Origin of the sequence: Nocardia sp. NPDC051832 (assembly GCF_040681285.1) — a bacterium.
Lineage (GTDB): Bacteria > Actinomycetota > Actinomycetes > Mycobacteriales > Mycobacteriaceae > Nocardia.
Map to the genome: position 1 here is coordinate 702423 of NZ_JBFAYL010000003.1, position 14959 is coordinate 717381.

General features: G+C 69.8%; 7 protein-coding genes (1 of these 7 running past the window's edge). 6 read left to right on the forward strand and 1 reads right to left on the reverse strand.

Going from position 1 to position 14959, the window contains the following annotated elements; translation table 11 throughout:
* Together AB0M14_RS21035 and AB0M14_RS21040 are read left to right on the forward strand one after the other, a co-directional pair.
* Positions 1-11436, forward strand: the 3' portion of a protein-coding gene (locus tag AB0M14_RS21035) for a non-ribosomal peptide synthase/polyketide synthase (protein WP_364997396.1). It extends 14034 nt beyond the left edge of the window; the window shows 11436 of its 25470 coding nt (coding positions 14035-25470); its start codon lies off the left edge, out of view; it ends in the stop codon at positions 11434-11436.
* A gap of 30 nt (positions 11437-11466) precedes the next feature.
* The gene (locus tag AB0M14_RS21040) at positions 11467-11685 is read left to right on the forward strand and encodes an MbtH family protein (RefSeq protein ID WP_364997398.1); all 219 of its coding nucleotides are present in this window, start codon (positions 11467-11469) and stop codon (positions 11683-11685) included.
* 64 nt (positions 11686-11749) lie between these two features.
* Here the strand turns inward: AB0M14_RS21040 and AB0M14_RS21045 are convergent, their stop codons facing one another.
* Positions 11750-12658, reverse strand: a complete 909-nt coding sequence (locus tag AB0M14_RS21045) for an oxygenase MpaB family protein (protein ID WP_364997400.1) — start codon at positions 12656-12658, stop codon at positions 11750-11752.
* Between the two features lie 147 nt (positions 12659-12805).
* Here AB0M14_RS21045 and AB0M14_RS21050 point away from each other — a divergent pair, with 147 nt between their 5' ends.
* The 4 genes from AB0M14_RS21050 to AB0M14_RS21065 are packed head-to-tail and all read left to right on the forward strand — an operon-like array spanning position 12806 to position 14952.
* Positions 12806-13030 carry a hypothetical protein gene (locus tag AB0M14_RS21050; protein ID WP_364998989.1) on the forward strand — a complete coding sequence of 75 codons (225 nt, stop codon included), beginning with the start codon at positions 12806-12808 and terminating at the stop codon, positions 13028-13030.
* Entirely contained in the window at positions 13030-13218 is a 189-nt protein-coding gene (locus AB0M14_RS21055) for a hypothetical protein (protein ID WP_364997402.1), read from the forward strand. Before AB0M14_RS21050 ends, AB0M14_RS21055 begins: the two co-directional genes overlap by 1 nt.
* Complete coding sequence (locus AB0M14_RS21060) at positions 13215-14087, forward strand: ABC transporter permease (protein ID WP_364997404.1); 873 nt, start codon at positions 13215-13217, stop codon at positions 14085-14087. Before AB0M14_RS21055 ends, AB0M14_RS21060 begins: the two co-directional genes overlap by 4 nt.
* A gap of 1 nt (position 14088) precedes the next feature.
* The gene (locus AB0M14_RS21065) at positions 14089-14952 is read left to right on the forward strand and encodes an ABC transporter permease (protein WP_364997406.1); all 864 of its coding nucleotides are present in this window, start codon (positions 14089-14091) and stop codon (positions 14950-14952) included.
* Positions 14953-14959 lie beyond the last annotated feature (7 nt).

The following is a 14959-nucleotide window of genomic DNA, read 5'->3' on the forward strand; positions in this document are numbered from 1 at the left end:
CTGTACGGGCCCACCGAAGCCGCCGTGGATGTCAGCTTTCACGAGGTCACCGCCGCCGACACTGTGTCGGTGCCCATCGGCAGACCGGTATTCAATACCGCACTGCTGGTGCTGGATTCGCGCCTGCGGCCGGTGCCCATCGGTGTCCCGGGTGAGCTATACCTGGCCGGTGCGCAATTGGCGCACGGCTATGTCGCACGACCGGACCTGACCTCCGACCGGTTCGTCGCCAACCCCTACGGTGCGGGCGGCGAGCGCATGTACCGCACCGGCGATCTTGTCGCTTGGACATCCGACGGCGAACTGGAGTACCTGGGCCGCACCGACTTCCAGGTCAAACTGCGTGGCCTGCGCATCGAGCTCGGTGAGATCGAGGCGGTGCTGACAGCGATCGAGGGGGTCGCGCAGGCCGCGGTACGGCTCGTCTCGGATGGCGGCATCGATCATTTGGTGGGATACCTGATTCCCACCGCGGACGGGGACGACCTGATCGACCGCGCCCGGCTATCCGCCGCCGCGGCGCTCCCCGCCTACATGGTGCCCGCCGCCTTCGTGCTGCTGGACGCGTTCCCGCTCAACGCCTCCGGCAAACTGGACCAGAAAGCCCTGCCCGCACCGGTTTTCGAGGCCGCCGCCTTCCGGGCTCCGGCCACCGCGGCGGAGGAACTGGTCGCCGGAATCTTCGGCGACCTGCTCGGCCGCGAACGGCCCGGCGCGGACGACGACTTCTTCGCCCTCGGCGGCAACTCGCTGATCGCCACCCAGGCCGTCGCCCGGCTCGGCGCGGAACTCCAAGCGGAGATCCCGCTGCGGCTGCTGTTCGACGCGCCGACCGTCGCCGGTCTCGCCGCGGCGGCGGCACGGTTGACCGGCACCGGTCACCGCCGGCCGCTCACCCCGCAACCACGCCCGGACCTGATCCCGCTGTCCCCGGCGCAGCAGCGCATGTGGTTCCTGAACCGCTTCGACCCCGCCGATACCGTCAACAACATCCCGGTCGCCATGCGGCTCACCGGCGCCTTGAACACCGCCGTCCTCACCGCCACGATCGCCGACGTGGTCGGGCGGCACGAGACCCTGCGCACGCTGTATCCGGATCTCGAGGGCATCGGCTACCAGCGGATTCTCGACCCCGCCGAGGTGCCCGCTGTCACCGTCATCCCGGCGAACACGCGGACCGTGGCCGCCGCGCTGGCCGACTTCGCCGCCGGCCCCTTCGACGTGACCAGCGCCGTCCCCGTCCGCATCGGCTTGGCGCGGCTCGCGGAGCGCGAGCATCTGCTCGCCCTGGTGATCCATCACATCGCCGCGGACGGGTTCTCCATGGGCCCGCTGGCCCGCGATATCGCCCTCGCGTACGCGGCGCGAGCGGCCGGGGCGGCGCCCGAGTGGTCCGATCTGGCGGTGCAGTACGCCGATTACGCGCTGTGGCAGCGGGACTTCCTCGGCGCGGAGTCCGATCCGGAATCGGTGGCGGCACAACAGCTCCGGTACTGGCAGCAGGCATTGCACGGGCTGCCCGCTCAGCTGGACCTGCCCGCCGACCGGCCACGGCCCGCTGTCGCGAGTCATGCCGCCGCCTGCACCACGGTGCGCGTGGACGCGACGGTGCTGCGTGGCATCGACGCTGTCGCCGCGCACCACGATGCGACCCCGTTCATGGTGGTGCATGCCGCCCTGGCCGTGCTGCTCGCCCGCCTGTCCGGCGCCGCCGACATCGTCATCGGCGCACCGCTGGCGGGACGCGGCGACGCCGCGCTGGACGATCTGGTCGGCATGTTCGTCAACACCCTGGTGCTGCGCACCGAGGTGCCCGGCTCGGACACCTTCGCCTCGGTGCTGCGCCGGGTCCGCGAAGGTGACTTGGACGCGTTCGCGCACGCCGACGTGCCGTTCGAGCGCCTGGTCGAGGTGCTGGATCCGCCGCGTTCGGAAGCCCGGCATCCGCTGTTCCAGGTGGCGCTGTTCTTCCAGAACCTGGCAACGGCCGCGGTCGACCTCGACGGCTTGACCGTAGCCGAGTACGAATTCGACTACCGCAGTAGCCGTTTCGATCTACAACTGACCGTCTCGGGCGATCTGCTCCGATTCGACTACGCCACTGATCTGTTCGACGCGAGCACCATCGCCACCCTCGCCGCCCGGTTCCTTCGCCTGCTGGCCGAGGTGACCGCGGATCCGAGCCAGATCGTCGGTGACATAGACCTTTTCGATGCCGGGGAACTGCACCGCGTGGTCGAGGAGTGGAACGACTCCGCGCACACCGCCTACGTCGCCGAACTGCTGCACGACGAGTTCGAGGCCCAGGCCGCCGCCACCCCGGACGATCCGGCCCTGGTCTATGTCCCGGACGGCGGCGCGGCCGCGACGGTGTTGAGCTACGGCGAGCTGGACCGGCGTTCCAATCAGCTGGCCCGCCACCTTCTCTCGATCGGCGTCGGCCCGGAAGCGCTGGTGGGGCTCGCGATGCGCCGTTCCATCGATCTGGTGGTGGCCATGTACGCGGTGCTCAAAGCCGGTGGCGCGTATGTGCCGATCGACCCGGATCACCCCGCACAACGGATAGCGCACATCCTGGATACGGCCCGGCCCGCGGCCGTGCTCACCCGGGCCTCCGATCGCGTAGATCTCGGCAGCCACGGTCCAGTCGTCGAAGTGGACACCGTCGAGTTGCACCGGTATGCCGATGATTCGATCACCGCCGGTGAGCGCACCGCGCCGCTGCATCCGCAGCACCCGGCGTATGTCATTTTCACCTCCGGATCGACCGGAAAACCGAAGGGCGTCAGCGTCTCCCACGCGGCCATCGTCAACCAGACGACCTGGATGCAGGCGGAGTACGGCTTCGGCGGCGACGACGTGTACCTCCAGAAGACCGCCAGCACCTTCGACGTCGCACTGTGGGGCTACTTCCTGCCGCTGCGCGTCGGCGCCACCCTGCTCATCGCCACGCCCGACGGCCACCGCGACCCCGGCTACCTGGCCGAGGTGATGCGCGCGCACGGCGTCACCGTCACCGATTTCGTGCCGTCCATGCTGAGCGTCTTCGCCGGCCACATCACGACCGCCGGCACGCAGGCCGCGCTGGCGGCACTGCGCACGGTCTTCGTCATCGGTGAGGCGCTCCCCGCCGAGACGGTGCGCGCGTTCGGCGCGGTGAGCGCGGCCCGCCTGCACAACCTGTACGGCCCGACGGAGGCCGCGGTGAGCATCACCTACCGCGAGGTGACCGGCGAGACCGACCGCACCGTCATGCCGATCGGCAACCCGGAGTGGAACAGCAAGGTGTACGTGCTGGATTCGCGCCTGCGCCCGACCCTGCCCGGCGTGGCGGGGGAGCTGTATCTCGCGGGCGCCCAGCTGGCCCGCGGCTATCACGGCCGCGCCGATCTGACCTCGGATCGCTTCGTGGCCAACCCCTTCGGCGCGCCCGGCGAACGGATGTACCGCACCGGCGACCTGGTTCGCTGGGAACTCGTCGACGGCGGCCCGGCCGCGGAACTGATGTATCTGGGCCGCACCGACTTCCAGGTGAAGTTCCGCGGTCAGCGCATCGAGCTGGGGGAGATCGAATCGGTGCTCGCCGCGGTGCCGGAGGTCGCGCAGGCCGCCGCGGCGGTGGTAGGCGAGCACTTGGTCGCCTACCTGACGCCGGTGTCACCCACTGCCGCGGCCACCGTCGCCGATCAGGTGCGCGCCGCCGCGGCCCGTGCGCTGCCGTCGTACATGGCGCCGTCGGCGGTGGTCGTGCTGGACGCGTTCCCGCTCAACGCTTCCGGAAAGCTGGACCGGAAAGCCTTGCCGGAGCCGGTGTTCGACAGCGTCGCCTACCGCGCGCCCGGCACCGGAACCGAACGGCAGGTGGCCGAGACCTTCGCGGAAGTCCTCGGCCGCCAGCGGGTCGGCGCGGACGACAGCTTCTTCGAGCTCGGCGGGAATTCGCTGAGCGCCACCCAGGTCCTCGCGCGGCTCGGCGAACGGCTCGGCCGGCGAATTCCGGTGCGCGCGTTGTTCGAAGCGCCGGTGGTGCACGCGCTGGCCCGGTACCTCGAGGCGGAGGGCGCCGCCGCGCCGTTGCCCGCGCTCCAGGCGGGCCCGCGTCCACAGGTCATTCCGCTGGCCCCCGTCCAGCGCGGCATGTGGTTCCTCAACCGGCTCGATCCGGAATCGGCCGCCCACAACATCCCGGTCGCGGTGCGCATCACCGGCGAACTGGATGTGGCGGCGCTGGAAGACGCGTTCCTCGAGGTGATCACCCGCCACGAGGCCCTGCGCACCCTGTACCCGGTCGGCGCGGACGGCGCGGGCCACCAGGTCATCCTGCCCGCCGAACCGGCCCCGGTCCGCCTGGCGGTGCGCGCCGCCGACCAGGTACCGGACCAGATCCGGGAATTCCTCAGGGCTGGTTTCGATGTGACCACCGAGGTGCCGGTGCGCGCGGTGTTGTTGCGCGAAGGCCCGGCCGCCCACGTCTTGGTCGCTGTGCTGCATCACATTGCCGCCGATGGCTTTTCGGTCACGCCGCTGCTGCGTGATCTGCTGGGCTCCTACCTGTCCCGGGTCCTGGGCGGCGCACTGCCGGGTCCGCGACTCGCGGTGCAGTACGCCGACTACGCGCTGTGGCAGACCAGGGCGTTGGAAACCACTGCCGCGGAACAGCTTTCGTTCTGGCGCGAAACCCTGCGCGACCTGCCCGAGGAACTCGCGCTCCCGACGGATCGCCCGCGCCCGGCGATCGCGTCCAAACGCGGCGGCACGATCCGCGCCCGGATCGGCGGCGGAGTCGGTGCGCGGGTGCGCGAACTGGCCGTGCGGCACCACGCGACTCCGTTCATGGTCGTGCACGCGGCCCTCGCGACGCTGCTGTCCCGGCTGTCCGGTTCCACCGACATCGCCATCGGCACCCCGGTCGCCGGTCGTGGCGCGGCCGCGCTGGACGACCTGGTCGGCATGTTCGTCAATACCCTGGTGCTGCGCACCCACCCCGTCGCCGGACAGTCCTTCGCCGACCTGATCGCCGAGACCCGCGCGGTCGACCTCGCGGCCTTCGCCCACGCCACCGTCCCCTTCGAACGTGTCACCGACGAGCTGGGCGTCGCGCCCTCGCAGGCCCGGCATCCGCTGTTCACCGTGGCCCTGAGCTATCTGAACACCGGCGCGGGCACGGTCGGGCTGCCCGGCCTGGAGCTGTCGGCGGTCGAATTCGACGAGGCGGTCAGCCGCTTCGACCTCCAGTTCACGGTGGCGGCCGAGCTCGATGCCGACGGTCATCTCGCCGTCGAACTCGACTACGCGACCGATCTCTTCGACGCGGGCACCGCCGCCGGTCTGCTGCGGCGTTTCGGCCGGATCCTCGGCGGGCTCAGCGCCGACCCGAACGCGCCCCTCGGCGCGGTCGACCTGCTGGCTCCGGCCGAGCGGGCCGAGTTGCTGGGCCGCCGGGGCAAGAGCCCGGTCCCGGCGCAGACCCTGGCCTCGGTGCTCGGGGCCGCGGTGGCGCGCAATCCGCACGGCGTCGCGGTGCTGTACGGCGATCTGCGCCTGTCCTACCGGGCGCTCGACGAGCAGTCCTCGCGCTTGGCGCGCATGCTGATACGGCACGGTGTCGGCGCGGAAGACGTGGTCGCCCTGGCTATTCCGCGATCACCGGAGTCGGTGCTCGCGGTGTGGGCGGTGGCCAAGACCGGAGCGGCGTTCGTGCCGGTCGACCCGGCCTATCCCGCCGAGCGGATCGCGCACATGCTCGCCGATTCCGGTGCGGCGCTGGGCTTGACCGTGCGCGCGGCGGCCGCGGCGCTGCCGGGCGACGCCGAATGGCTGGTGCTCGACGCACCGGTCACCGCCGCCCGGATGCGGCACTGTAGTGCCGCCCCGGTGACTCCCGATGAACTGGTGCGCCCCGTTCGTCCGTACAACCCGGCGTGGATGATCTACACCTCCGGCTCGACCGGCACCCCGAAGGGCGTGCTGGCCACGCACGCCGGTATCGCCGGAGTGGCGGTCGCGCAGCGTGATCGGTACGCGGTCGGCGCGGGATCGCGGGTCCTGCATGTCGCCTCGCCCAGTTTCGACGCCTCCATGCTGGAACTGCTGCTCGCGGTCGCTGCCGGGGCGGCGCTGGTGGTCGCGCCCGCCGGGGTCTACGGCGGTGCGGAGTTGACCACGCTGGTGCGAGACCAGCGGGTGACGCACGCGTTCCTCACCCCGGCGGTGCTGCAAACCCTCGACCCGGCGCGGCTGCCCGAACTCGCGCACGTGACCGTCGGCGGCGAGGCCTACGGCCCGGAGGTGGTGCGGCGCTGGGCGACCGGCCGCACGTTCTACAACACCTACGGCCCGACCGAAACCACGATCATCGCCACCATCAGCGCACCGCTGCGGCCCGGCGAGCCGATCGACATCGGCAGGCCGATCCACGGGATGTCGGCAGTCGTTCTGGACGGGCGGTTGCAGCCGACGCCCGCCGGGGTGACCGGCGAGCTGTACCTGCGTGGACCCGGTCTGGCGCGGGGATACCAGGCCCGGCCGGCGCTGTCGGCCGACCGGTTCGTCGCCGATCCCTTCGTGCCCGGCGGGCGGCTGTACCGCACCGGCGATCTGGTGCGCTGGATCGGCTCCGGGGCCATCCAGTACGTGGGTCGCGCGGATCAGCAGGTGAAGGTGCGCGGCCTGCGGATCGAACTCGGTGAGATCGACGCGGTGCTCGCCGCGCACGAATCCGTCGATTTCGTGACCACGGCCGGACACACCGGCAGCGGGGGCGCGACCTCGCTGGTCTCGTATGTGGTCGCCGCCCCGGGGCACACGATCGATGCCGGCGAGCTGACCGCTTTCGCGAGTAGGTCACTGGCGGCGTACATGGTGCCGTCCAGCATCATGGTGCTCGACGCCATTCCGTTGACGCCGGTCGGCAAGCTCGACCGGAAAGCGCTGCCGGAGCCGATCTTCCAGGCCGCCGAGTTCCACGCGCCGGAGAACGCCGCCGAAAGCGCTGTCGCCGAGATCATCTCCGAGGTGCTCGGTGTGGACGGCCCGGTCGGCCGCGCCGACGACTTCTTCGCGCGCGGTGGAAACTCGCTGACGGCAACCCAATTGGCTGCCCGGCTGGGCGCGCGGTTCGAGGTCACCGTCGGGGTCCGCACGATCTTCGAGAACCCCACGGTGTCCGCGCTGGCCGCTGCCCTGGGCGACAGGCCGGTCGCCACCGCGGCCCGGCCGCGGCTGACCAGGCGCGGCGGCGACGGACCGGTGCCGCTGTCCCTGGCTCAGCAGCGCATGTGGTTCCTGAACCGCCTGGACCGCCAGTCCACCGCCTACAACATCCCGCTCGCGATCCGGTTGACAGGCGAGCTGGACGTGCCCGCGCTCAGCGCCGCCATCGCCGACGTGGTCGAACGCCACGAAGTGCTGCGCACCGTCTACCCGCAGCGGGATTCCGGTCCGGTCCAGGTCGTGCTGCCGCTCGCGGACGCGCCGATTCCGGTGCTGGCTCCGGTGCCGGTCTGCGCCGACGACTTGCCCACGGCGATCGCCGATTTCGTCGGCGCGGGCTTCGATGTCACCGAATCCGTCCCGTTGCGCGCGCGCCTGTTCGTGCCCGAGACGCCTACCCGGAGCCGGCCGCACTCCGCCGACGCCGAGCGGGCCGAACCTGCCGCACCGCAACGGGGCGCCCGGGTCGCCGAAGCCGCGGGCGAACCCGATCTCGGCCGCCGCTGGCAAGCCGTGGTCGCCGGTGTGCACGCCGTCGTGGACGCGGCCCGGGCGGGCGCCTTCGGCAGCCTCGACCCGGATACCCAGCCGCAGCGGGTCGCCGAGGTGGCGGCGCCGGCCTACCTGGCCCGATCGGCCCAGGAGCACGTAATGGTCGTCGTGCTGCACCACATCGCTGCCGACGGCTCCTCGCTGGTTCCGCTGGCCCGGGATCTGATGGTCGCCTATGCCGCCCGCAAGACGGGCCACGCTCCGGCGTGGTCGCCGCTGCCGGTGCAGTACGCCGATTACAGCCACTGGCAGCGCGCCCTGCTGGGTTCCGAGGAGTCGCTGGATTCGGTCATCTCCCAGCAGCTTTCGTACTGGACCGGCGCGCTCGCCGGGCTCCCGGCGCAACTGAGCCTGCCCACCGATCGGCCGCGCCCGCCGCTGGTCTCGACCCAGGGCAGGCACGTCGACTTCACTCTCGACGCCGCCCTGCACGCCCGCCTGCGAGACCTGGGGCGCGACACCGGAGCCACGCTGTTCATGGTGCTGCACGCCGCGTTCGCGGTGCTGCTGTCCAGGTTGTCGGGGACCGCGGACATCGCGGTCGGCACACCCGTCGCCGGGCGCGGCGAGGCGGAGCTCGACGACCTCGTCGGCATGTTCGTCAACACCCTGGTGCTGCGTACCGAAGTGCCCGCCACCGCCGGCTTCGGCGCCCTGCTGGCACGCGTCCGCGCCGCGGACCTCGCCGCCTTCGCGCACTCGGATGTCCCGTTCGAGCGGCTCGTGGAGGTGCTGAACCCGGAGCGCTCCACCGCCCGGCACCCGCTGTTCCAGGTCGGCTTCTCCTTCCACAATCAGGCCGAGGCCGACCTCGAACTGGACGGATTGAGTGTCGCGGCTGTCGATTTCGACTCCGGTGTATCTCAGTTCGACCTGCACCTGGTGATCACCGATCGCTACCACCCGGACGGCGCGCCGGCGGGTATGGCCGCCTCGATCACCTACGCGACCGCGCTCTTCGACGAATCCACGGTGGCGGGATTCGCGGGCCGTCTGCACCGGCTGCTGGCCGTGGTGTGCGATGCGCCGGACCTGCCGGTCGGCGACCTGCCGCTGCTGGACCCCGCGGAGTCGGAGCGGGTACTCACCGCCTGGAACCAGGCCGATCGAGTGTTCGCTCCGGGCACGCTGGACGCCGGATTCCAGGCGCAGGCGGCGCGCACTCCGGAGGCGATCGCGGTCGACGACGGCGAAAACCTGCTGACGTACGCGGAGTTCGCGGCGGGCGTCAACCGGCTGGCCCGGGTGCTCATCGCGCGCGGCATCGGCCCGGAATCGCGGGTGGCCCTGGCGATTCCGCGCAGCATCGACCTGCTGACCGCCATGTACGCGGTGGTCACGGCGGGTGGGGCCTACGTGCCGCTCGACCCTGCGCATCCACTGGACCGCACCGTGCGGGTGCTCCTGGCCGCCGACCCCGAACTGGTGCTCGTCTCCACCCGGCAGCCGCTGCTGCCGCCGGAGGTCTCCGAACACGAGCTGCTGCTGGATATTTCGGTCGTCGACGAGGCCATCGACGCGAGCCCCGTGACCGACCGGGATCGCCTGGGCGCGCTGCGCCCGGAGCACATCGCCTATGTCATTTTCACCTCGGGCTCCACCGGCATGCCGAAGGGCGTCGCGGTCTCGCACGCCGCGGTCACCCATCAGCTCGACTGGATGCAGTCCGAATATGTTCTGGACAGCGGCGATTCGGCCTTGCTGATGACCTCGGCATCCTTCGACCTCTCGGTGTGGGAATTCTGGTGGGCGCTGCGGACCGGCGCGCACGTGGTCCTGGCGCCGCAGGACGCGCAGCGGGACCCGGCGGCTCTGCTGGAATTGCTCCGCCTCGAAGAGGTGTCCACCGTGACCCTGGTCCCGTCGCTACTGGCCATGCTGGCCGAGGCATCCGGGACACGGCGACTACCCGGTGCGCTGCGCCGGATCCTGGTCATCGGCGAGCCCTTGCCCGCCGCGACGGTGGACCGGGTGCGACCGCTGACCACCGCCCGGATCGACAACCTGTACGGCCCCACCGAAGCCGCCGTCTCCGTCACCCGGTATCGCACCGGCGCCGAGACCGCCGCCGTCGTCCCGATCGGCACCGTCGAAGACGGCAACCAGGTCTATGTCCTCGACGACCGTCTGCACCCGGTCCCGGTGGGCGTCACCGGCGAGCTGTATCTCGGCGGCGCGCAGCTGGCCCGCGGCTACCACGGGCGTTCCGACCTGAGCGCGGAACGCTTCGTAGCCAACCCCTTCGGGGTCGCGGGCACGCGGCTGTACCGCACCGGCGACATGGTGCGCTGGGCCGCCGACGGCAACCTCGACTACGTCGAACGCCGCGACTTCCAGGTGAAGGTGCGCGGCTACCGCATCGAACTCGCCGAAATCGAGCACGTACTGCGCGCCCAGCCGGGTATCGGGGATGTCATCGTGGTGGCGCACCAGTCCGGCAGCGACAACGCCTTGCTCGCAGGCTATTTCACGGCGACAGCGGCGGTGGAGCAGAGCGAGTTGCGCTCGGCGCTCAGCGAAGCGTTGCCCGGCTACATGGTTCCGGCGGTGCTCACGCAGCTGGACGCACTGCCGCTCAACGCGAACGGGAAGGTCGATCGGGGCGCGCTGCCGCGGCCCGAGCTCGGCGAGCGCGAGTTCCGCGCCCCTGCCACCGATCTGGAGCGGACGGTCTGTGCCGTCTTCGCCGAGGTCCTGGGCCTCGATCCGATCGGCCTCGACGACAACTTCTTCGAGCGCGGCGGCAACTCGCTGCTGGCGACCAGGCTGTCGGTCCGGTTGAGTTCCGCACTGGCCGAGGAGGTTCCGGTCGTCTGGCTGTTCGCGGCGCCGACCCCGGCCGCGCTGCTGGCCCAGCTCACCCTCGCGCGATCCGGCCGCGGCCAGGTCGACGCGGACGCCGCCTTCGACGTGCTGTTGCCGCTGCGGCCCGGCGGCTCGAAGGAGCCGGTGTTCTGCCTGCATCCCGCGGGCGGCGTCGCCTGGTCCTTCGCCGGGCTCGCCGCGCACATCGACCCGGACCGCGGCATCTACGGCCTGCAATCGCCGGTCCTGAATTCCGAGGCCCCGCTGCCGGATTCGATCGAGGACTGGGCCCGGCTCTATGTCCGCGAGATCCGCGCGGTGCAGCCGGACGGTCCGTACCACCTGCTCGGCTGGTCCCTCGGCGGTGTGCTCGCGCACGCTGTCGCCATCCAATTGCAGGACGACGGCCGTCATGTCGCGCTACTGGCCATGATGGACAGCCCGCGCACGGTGGCCGCGGACGCGACCGCGCGCATCCCGGTCGCCGACCTGCTCGGTGGTCTGCTCGGGGATCAGGCCGCGGCGGCCGATCTGGACCTCGACCAGCTCTCGGCCCGCCTCACCGACTTGCCCGAACCGTTCGCGTCGTTCGGCGCGCACCGCCTCGCCCGCCTGCTCGACGCGGGCGCGCACTCGCTGTCCCTGATCACCCGCTACCGGGCCCGCCGCTACAAGGGCGATCTCGTGTATTTCACCGCGGCACTGGACGATCCGACCGGCGCCGCCGGCGCGTCCAGCTGGTCCGAGGCCGTGGACGGCACCGTGCACAACCACGCCGTCCAGGCCACGCACTGGCGCATGACCTCCGGCTCAGCCCTGTCCCGCATCGGGCACGTCCTGACCACGCTGTGGTCGACCGGCGCCTGACCCCCGGCTCCCACCAGGAAGGCAAGTTCCATGACCAACCCGTTCGACGACCCGGACGCCCAGTTCTACGTCTTGATAAACGACGAGGGCCAGCACTCGCTCTGGCCGGTCTTCGCCGCCATCCCCACCGGCTGGACCATCGCGCACGGCGCGACCACCCGCACCTCCTGCCTCGACTACGTCGAAGCGCACTGGCTCGACATGCGACCCAACTCGCTGATCGCCGCCATGCACCCCGAGACCGCCTGAATAGCGGGGCGCGCCGGCCACATCCCCCCTTGCCACCGGCGCGCCCCGCACCCCGGGGCGGCTCTCAGAGCAGTTGCTTGCTCTTGCGCATGCGCCGGCGTACGTCCGCGACCAGCGTGTAGCTGGGGCTGTGCCGCAGGAAGCGCGGAATGAAGCGGTTCACGAAACCGACGAAGACGAACAGGTGCTCGAAGCGGCGCTGGTCGGTGGCGGTCCATTCGACCTGGAGCTGTTCGCGGAAGTGCGGCGCCAGAAAGCCGATGGTGAGGAACTTCAACAGGTTCCGGAACGGCAGCCGCAGATACCAGTGGATCATCCGCAGATTCAGCAGATCGTCGAGGTAGGAGCGGACGTAGTCGTCGAGCACCGCGTGCCGGCTGGCCTCGTTCCAGTAGACGTCGAAGTCGGCCCGGGTGGCCGGCCACATGTCCTCGGTGACCTGCAGGGTGGTGCCCAGCGTGGACGAGGTGCGGTAGAACGCCTCGGCCTGCTCATCACTCATCCGGCCGTGCAGCAGTTGGTAGGTGTCCTCGAAGCCGATGTAAAGGCTTGCGGCGACCCATAATTGGAGATCGCGGTCGAAGGCGTTGTATTTCACCGCCGCGCCGGGCGCCGAATGAACCTGGCGATGAGCGACATTCACGGCCTCGCGGTAGGCCAGCCGCTCCTCCTCGGTGCCCAGGATCGCCACGGCCAGATACTGGGTGGTGGTGCGCGCCCGCTTCCACGGATGTTTCAGCAGCGCACCGGATTCCACTTTGCTCTCGGCCACGCCGTAGCCGACGCCGGGCCGCGCCATCTGCATGACCACATTGGCGGCGGCGCCGGCGAAGGCCCAGAAGTCGAGCGCGTCGGACAGTTTCAACGGTCGCTTGGTGACCGGGCGATGTGCCGAACCGATCTGGATCCGGGTCCGATCTTTGGTCAGCGGTTCGAGTTCCTGGTGCTCAGCGGACTGGGCGACGGCGCTCATGATGAGTCCTATGTTACTAGAAATTCTCGGTTGTTCTGCCGCACTCTACCGGCTTGTTCTGCACTACAGAGCGGGATTGCTTGAAATAAGTATGCTCAAGTTCTTCCAAATTCGGATGTGTTCTGCGTAACATACCGAGCCATGCCCATGCTCCAGAAGCTGGATCGCTTGTTCAGCTACGAGATGAAGGTCTCCGAGTTCCTCGGCACCCTCATCCTTCTCGGCATCCCCTATGGCCTGATCGGTGTGATCTGGTCGCTGACCCACACCAGTCACCTGAAGGACATGCACGGCATCGACGTCGTCATCTCGTTTCTGGGGTCCATCGTGTGCTGGCCGGTGCTCACCTTCTCGAATGTGGTTATGACCTGATGATGCTGCTGGTCCGGCTCATCGACATCTTGGTCATCGTGATCAAGATCCTCGGTGGGCGCATGAAGGTCAATCCAGTACTGCGCCTGGGGCTTTGGCTCACCGTGCTGAGCGTGGCGGCCGCCGGGATCGCGACGCTGGGCTTCGGACTGGTGCTGTTGCAGCAGGAATTGAGTGGGGGAGCATGACGATTACCGAAACGCGCGCGATTGCCGAACAACCGCCGCGGCAGACCGATCTCGAGCTGGCGCTGCGTGATCTGCGGGGGCTGTGGCAGCGCCATCCGCAACGCTCGCTGGAGACCCTCGGGCGCCAGGTGATGCTGGGCCGCGACGCGGTGCTCGAACTGTTCCGCGCCTTGGCCGCGCGCCGGTTCCCCTATCAGGAATTCATCAAGCAGTGCGCGTTCATGTCGAACGTCTCCGCCGCGCCGACGGTGGTGGTCGCGATACCCATCGCCGTGGTGGTGTCGATTCAGGTCGGGGCGCTGGTGAATCAGGTCGGCGCGACCACCTTTATCGGCGCGGTCGCCGGGCTCGGCATCATTCGTCAGGGTGCACCGCTGGTGACTTCGCTGATGATCGCGGGCGCGGTGGGTTCGGCCATCTGCGCGGATCTGGGCTCCCGCACCATCCGCGAAGAGATCGACGCCATGCGGGTGATGGGCGTCGACCCGGTCCGCCGTCTGGTCGCGCCGCGGTTGGTGGCGGCCGTGCTGGTCAGCATGCTGCTGTGCGGGTTCGTCGTGTTCGTCGGGTTCGCGACGTCCTACATGTTCAACGTCTACGCCCAGGCCGGGACACCGGGCTCGTTCATCGCCTCGTTCGCTTCGTTCGCCGTCGCCAACGATCTCATCGTCGCCTTGGTGAAGGCGGCGATCTTCGGCGCGCTCACCGCGATCATCGCCTGCGACATCGGATTACACGCCAAGGGCGGACCCGGCGGCGTCGCGAACGCGGTGAACTCGGCGGTCGTGACCTCCGCGCTCATGCTGTTCGCGACCAACATCATCCTCACGCAGCTGTACAACACCCTCTTCCCGACCAAGGTGATCTGAGGTGGGCAGCAGATACACCCCGCCCGCGCTGAAACCGTTCCGGGCGGCCGGCGTGGTCGCGGGCGCGCCGTACCGGGCGAATCAGCGGCTGGGTCATCAGGCCATCACCTTCTTCCAGGCGCTGGCCGCGATTCCCTTCGTGACCAAGCACTATCGCAAAGAAGTGCTGCGCCTGACCGCCGATGTCGGCTGGGGCAACGGGTCGCTGGTGGTCGGCGGCGGCACCGTCGGCGTGGTGATCATCCTGTGCGCTTTCGGCGGGATCACCGTCGGCATGGAGTCGTTCACCGCGCTCAATCTGCTCACCATGGGCCCGCTGACCGGCGCGATCTCCGGCTTCGCCACCACGCGTGAACTCGCCCCGATCCTGGCCACCCTGGCTTTCGCGATCCAGGCCGGTTGCCGGTTCACCGCCCAACTCGGCTCCATGCGGATCTCCGAGGAGATCGACGCGCTGGAGTCCATCGCCATCCGCCCGCTGCCGTACCTGGTGAGCACCCGGATGATCGCCGCGACGCTGACCATCGTCCCGCTCTACACCGTCGGCCTGGCCACCGCCTATCTGGCCACCAAGCTGTCGGTGCTGTTCCTCGGCGGCACCTCGGCGGGCACCTACGACCATTACTTCTTCCAATTCCTGCTCGGGCCGGACGTGTTCTTCTCGATCCTCAAGGTGGTGGTGTTCGTGCTGCTCGCCACCTTCATCCAGTGCTACTACGGCTTCGTCGCCACCGGTGGTCCGGAGGGCGTCGGGGTGGCGGCCGGGCAGGCCATCAAGATGGTGATCGTCGTCATGGTCTTCGCGAATCTGTTCATGACCCTGGCTATCTGGGGCATCGACCCCGGCTTCCGGATCTCGGGATAGGGGGCCG